2 protein-coding genes are annotated in these 5,285 nt (G+C 44.4%); one reads left to right on the forward strand and one right to left on the reverse strand.

All coding sequences use genetic code 11. From position 1 onward, the window contains the following. Positions 1-690: 690 nt before the first annotated feature. Positions 691-1,884, forward strand: a complete 1,194-nt coding sequence (dctP, locus tag Q0605_RS03495) for a TRAP transporter substrate-binding protein DctP (protein ID WP_298704281.1) — start codon at positions 691-693, stop codon at positions 1,882-1,884. A 974-nt stretch (positions 1,885-2,858) separates the two neighbouring features. Here dctP and Q0605_RS03500 read toward each other — a convergent pair. After that, positions 2,859-5,126, reverse strand: a complete 2,268-nt coding sequence (locus Q0605_RS03500; protein ID WP_298704283.1) for a molybdopterin-dependent oxidoreductase — start codon at positions 5,124-5,126, stop codon at positions 2,859-2,861. Positions 5,127-5,285 lie beyond the last annotated feature (159 nt).

Consider the following 5,285-nt stretch of genomic DNA (forward strand, 5'->3'; position numbering starts at 1 on the left):
TGCGTAAAATTTTAATCTAGACTTCGCGCGGAATTTCAAAAACTCCGCGCGGAATTTTGCGCTCAACTAAGGCGCAAAATTTAAATATAAAGGCGCACTCTCCGCTTGTCAGTGTGGCGCGAAGATTGTGCAGATTGCGGAATTTTAAATTTAAAAGCACGATTCTGCCGTCTAAGATCAAAAAATGGCGTAGCGTCTAAGCTTGCCAATAATGACAAAGCTCGCTTTGAAAGGAAGGGAGAATTTTATCTGCAAAAGCGCAAAGATAGCATTTTAAGATACTTTTGTTGGTTCTAAGCAAAATAGGTCCGCTGCCAGAGGTTTTTAAATAAGCGCGCTTGATAAAATATTATCGCTAGATATGGCGCAGGTGTAGGTAAGTACGCCCGAACGCGGCAAAATTAAAACGAACGTGGCGCTCTATCGTCGCAAAGCCAGGCATTGTAAATTGTAAAATAAAGAAGCTTGGGTAGAGCGCTTAGAAACAAAATATCGCGAAATAAGACGTCTACAAAGCAAAGTGCCTATAAGATGAAGCGTCGTAAAATAGAATATAAAGCAACACGTGGATAAAATAAGTACCGTGAATCAGGATTTCGTAGCAGTGACGCAGGACGCGATTAAATTTTAAGCCGGCGGCGCGCTAAATTTTGAAATTTTATGAATTTAAAACTTTATGAAAGGATATAAATGAAAAAGATTTTTTTGTTTGCATGTCTCATGCTTTTGGGCTCGCAGCTTTTCGGCGACGATAAGGTTTATCGCCTAAGACTTGCTAGTACGTGGGAGGCGACTACGCCCGTTTTGGGCGCTGCTGCTGAGGATTTTAAAAACTATGCCGAAAGCCTTAGCGGTGGCAGGCTTCAGATCCGCATCGATACGCCGAGCAAGCACAAGGCAAGCTTTGGCATATTCGACTTCGTCAAAAGCGGTCAATACGATCTAGGATATACTTCGCTTTATTATTATAAAGGCAAAGACGCCAAAACTATGCTCTGGACGGCAGTGCCTTTCGGTATGACTACTGATGAGCAGCACGCGTGGTATTACTATGGTGGTGGGCGAGAGCTTAACGATAAGATGTTCGCGCAATACGGCATAAAGACCTTTTTGATGGGATCTACCGGCATGCAAATGGGCGGCTGGTTTAAAAAAGAGATCAACTCGGTTGCAGATTTGCAAGGGCTTAAATTCCGCATACCGGGGCTAGGCGGAGAGGTGATGAGCAAGCTGGGCGCTACTATAAACACGGTGCCTACGGGCGAGCTATTTATGGCGTTAGAAATGGGTACTATCGACGCGGTCGAGTGGGTAAGCCCTGTCTATGATATGCCACTTGGATTTCACAAAGTGGCTAAATACTACTACACAGGCTGGCAAGAACCTATGGGAGACTGCCAGCTGCTAGTAAATCAAAAGGAGCTAGAGAAGCTGCCTGCGGATCTTCAAGCGATCTTAGAGGCTGCAGCAAGACTTGCTGGCGAGAACTTCCAAAATAAGGGCTTTTACGAAAACGCTCGCATTTGGGCGGAGCTAAAAGCGCAGTTTCCGGATGTGCAGGTGCGCGACTTCCCTGCAGACGTGATAGCCGCGCTTAAAAAAGCAACGAATGAAATCTTAGACGAAGAAGCGGCGAAAGATCCGATGTTTAAAGAGATCCTAGACAGCCAGCGCGCGTTTTTGAAAATCGGTAGAGAATGGAATAAAATAAGCACCGTAGCCTACATAAATAACGTAAGCGGTATCGCGGGCGAAAGTGCAGTAAATCCAATCTCCGCGGGCTCTAGCGGTACGACAAACTCAGATTCTGCAAGCAGCGAAAATCACGGCGCTGCGAGCGATTCTAACGCGACTGACGGCAAAAATTTAGGAGCGACAAAGTAAAGTGGGTGCTGCTAGCGATAAAAATTAAAGCGAGACGAACAGACCGGCACAATAAGTAGCTCAGGCGCGACGAGCGGCAGAAATTTTAACTACTTTTGCATAAAGTAAATGGAATTCTGCCGCAGCAGCTTTGGCGCAATAACTTCAATATCAGAGCCTAGTTTCATAAATCTCGTCCGCAAGCAGGCAGTAGCTTTGGCGCAATGGCTTTAATATCGCAAGCAGCGCGATCTGGCGCAGCAAAGGGCTCCCGCGTGAAAATAAAACGCCAAAAACACGCGATAAAATAAAATTCTAAAAATTCTGAATTCCAAGCACGGCGGAATTCGGAATTTTAAATCTAAAATTTTAAAATCAAAATTTATGGATTTCAGACGGAGCGCGAAACTACTCCGGTTATGCTAGAAACCGGCATTTGCGACCATTAAAACTAAAAGCCGCGTCTAGCATTTTAAAAAAGCCTATGAGCCTTTTGCATTTATATATTAAAATCACAAAAATTGCATTTGCGTTATTAAAATTACAGCGCTACTTAATAATATAGGCTAATTTACATAAAATCAGCCTGCACGCGTTAAAATTTAATCAATAATGTAATTTGGTAAGATTTGTCGCGATAAAATGGTCTTATTATCATGCTTATCTTTAAAATTTACTCCATTGCGCCGCTCTAATTAAGGCTAATTTATTGGGATTTGATAAATCGCGAATGCCCAGTCTCTGCCGCCACATCTATTAACGCAATAGCAGATAAATTCTAACCGCCCTCTTATCAATAGTGCGACCACGCAAAGAGACGTATTTGAAGTACCGCGGAATTTATTAAATTTTTGAAATTTTTGATCTTTAAAATATCGTAAGACGGCTAGATCACCAAAATTTCATATTATTTGGATTGTTCATACTATTTGAATTAATTTTTAAAAAGTAGATTCGGGAGCATAGCCCCCGAATCTACGGATAAGATTAAATTCTTAGAATTTAATCGGATGGTGGTGGAAGTCGTCGTAAACGACTTTATTGGTCTGAAATTTAATGCGCTTAAGCTCGCGGATACGCAAAAATTCCTCTTCATCGATCTTTTTAATCTGAATCGCTGCCTTAAACGTAGGCGTTTTGGCGATGAGATCCCAGCCGCCGCTAGTTAGCTCGTTGCAGCAGCTCTCCCAGTAGTGATAAGACATCTGAATGATACCATCCATTATACACTCGGTGATGTCCGCCTTGATCGCGATATAGCCGTAGCGGCTCCACGCGACGATGAAATCGCCCTGTGAAATTCCGTATCGCTCGGCGAGTTTCGGATTCATTTCCGCAATCGGTCCTATCGCGTCGCCGCCCTGCTCGACGGTCTTAGAGCGCCTAGTCATCGCGCCTCCTGCGTACTCGTAAACCTTACGCGTAGTTAGAAGCTGGATCGGGAACTCTGCATCGGTCTTCTCGTCCACGGAGCCCGCCATTACAGGATAATCTTTCGGCATATTCATACGCTTTGCGAACTCCTCTTTGGCGCTTTCAATCTTGCTCTTATCATCCACAAATAGAACTGGGACGAAATTTCCTTTACCGTCCGGAGTAAAGAATTTCTTATCAAGATACAATGCAGGTCCGCCCATAGAATTCTCATCAGGGCACGGCCAGTGAAGTCCGTGGTATTTTTTGATGCGGTAATAGCTCATTCCGCCGTAGTTGTGTGGAGCTACCCTGCGCACCTCTTCCCAAATCTGCTCTGGAGATTGAAATGTGAAATAATCACCTAGTCCTAGGCGTCTGGCAAGCTCGCAGATGATAGCCCAGTCTTGTCTAGCTTGTCCCGGAGGGGCAACTACAATTTCGCTATGCTGTACGCGGCGCTCGGCGTTAGCATAAGTACCCTCCTTCTCGCCGCTGCAAGCTCCAGGAAGCACAACATCTGCTTTGCGGCTCGTCTCGGTTAAGAAAATATCTTGGATCACATACATCTCTACCTGCGAAATCGCGCGCAAGAAGTGGTTTGCGTTCGGATCGGTCATAACCGGGTTTTCACCCATCGTCCAGAAGAATTTTACCCTACCATCAAGAATTGCGTCAGGCACTTCGGTTTTATGAATGCCGATCTTGCCGTTTAGATGACCTTTCGGTAAATTCCACTGGCGCTCAAACCAATCACGGGCACTTTCGTCGGTTACAGCTTTATAGCCGGTAAATACGTTAGGAAGCATTCCCATATCGCAGCAGCCTTGAACGTTTTCTTGTCCACGGATCGGTAGATCGCCGCTTCCAAGCTCGCCCACATTGCCCGTTACAAGCATTAAATTTGAAATGTCGCAGACCGCGCCCACGCCGTGGTTGAAGTGAGTTACACCCATTCCGTGCGTGATAACCGCAGGTCGCGTAGTGGCGTAAATTCTAGCTGCTTTTCTAATATCTTCAGCGTTTAACCTAGTGTATTTGGCTACGGCTTCAGGCGAATAATCCTTAACCGCCTCTTTTACATATTCAAAACCCTTGGTGTATTTATTAACGAATTCATGATTTACCAAATCCTCGTCGATAATAGCATGGATTAAAGCGTTTATAACCGGGATATTGTGCTCCGGCTCGAGCTGAAGGTGGATATCTGCGCGATTTGCAAATTCCGTCTTAACCGGGTCGATGACGATGAGTTTAGCGCCTCTATTTAACGCTCTTTGAACGTGCATAGCTACGATCGGATGGCCATTTTCCGGGTTTGAGCCGATCATCATAATGCAGTTGCTGTGAGTTCCGATCTCCGTGAAGCTATTTGTAGCTGCTCCGTTACCGATTGTTTTGGCAAGACCTGCCACAGTCGGAGCGTGTCAAATGCGCGCGCAGTGATCGATATTATTCGTACCTAAAATTCTAAGTAGCTTCTGCGCTACGTAGTTATCCTCATGCGTACAGCGTGCGGAATAGTTTCCGGCTATCGCGTCGGCGCCGTATTTTTCTTTAACTTCGAGCATCTTTTTAGCAACCAAATCAAGCGCTTCGTCCCAGCTAGCCTCGACCAAATCGCCGTCTTTACTAAATTTGCCATTCTTTTTACGAATTAGCGGAGTAGTAAGCCTATCTCTAGAGCCTACGTAATTCCATCCGTAATAACCTTTCAAACATAAACAACCCTGATTTACAGGGTTGTCGCTTACGCCGGTTGCGGATTTGATATAATTGTCTTCCGCAGTCAGCTCGATTTGACAGCCTGTGCCACAATAAGGGCATATGACCTTGCCTTTATTCGCCATATTTTCTCCTTTCGAAAATACTAAACATGCAAAATTACCATATATGCAATTTCGGCACAATTATATAAATTCTTACCTAAAATAAAATTGAAATTTTGCCTTAAGCTAAAAGAATTTTTTCAATTATAATTAGGAGTAAGTTGGGGTAATTTAAGTAGT

Origin of the sequence: uncultured Campylobacter sp., assembly GCF_938017705.1 — a bacterium.
GTDB lineage: Bacteria > Campylobacterota > Campylobacteria > Campylobacterales > Campylobacteraceae > Campylobacter_B.

Excerpts from the sequence above, each read along its gene's own strand:
- dctP (WP_298704281.1), top strand. The coding sequence starts at position 691 with ATGAAAAAGATTTTTTTGTTTGCATGTCTCATGCTTTTGGGCTCGCAG.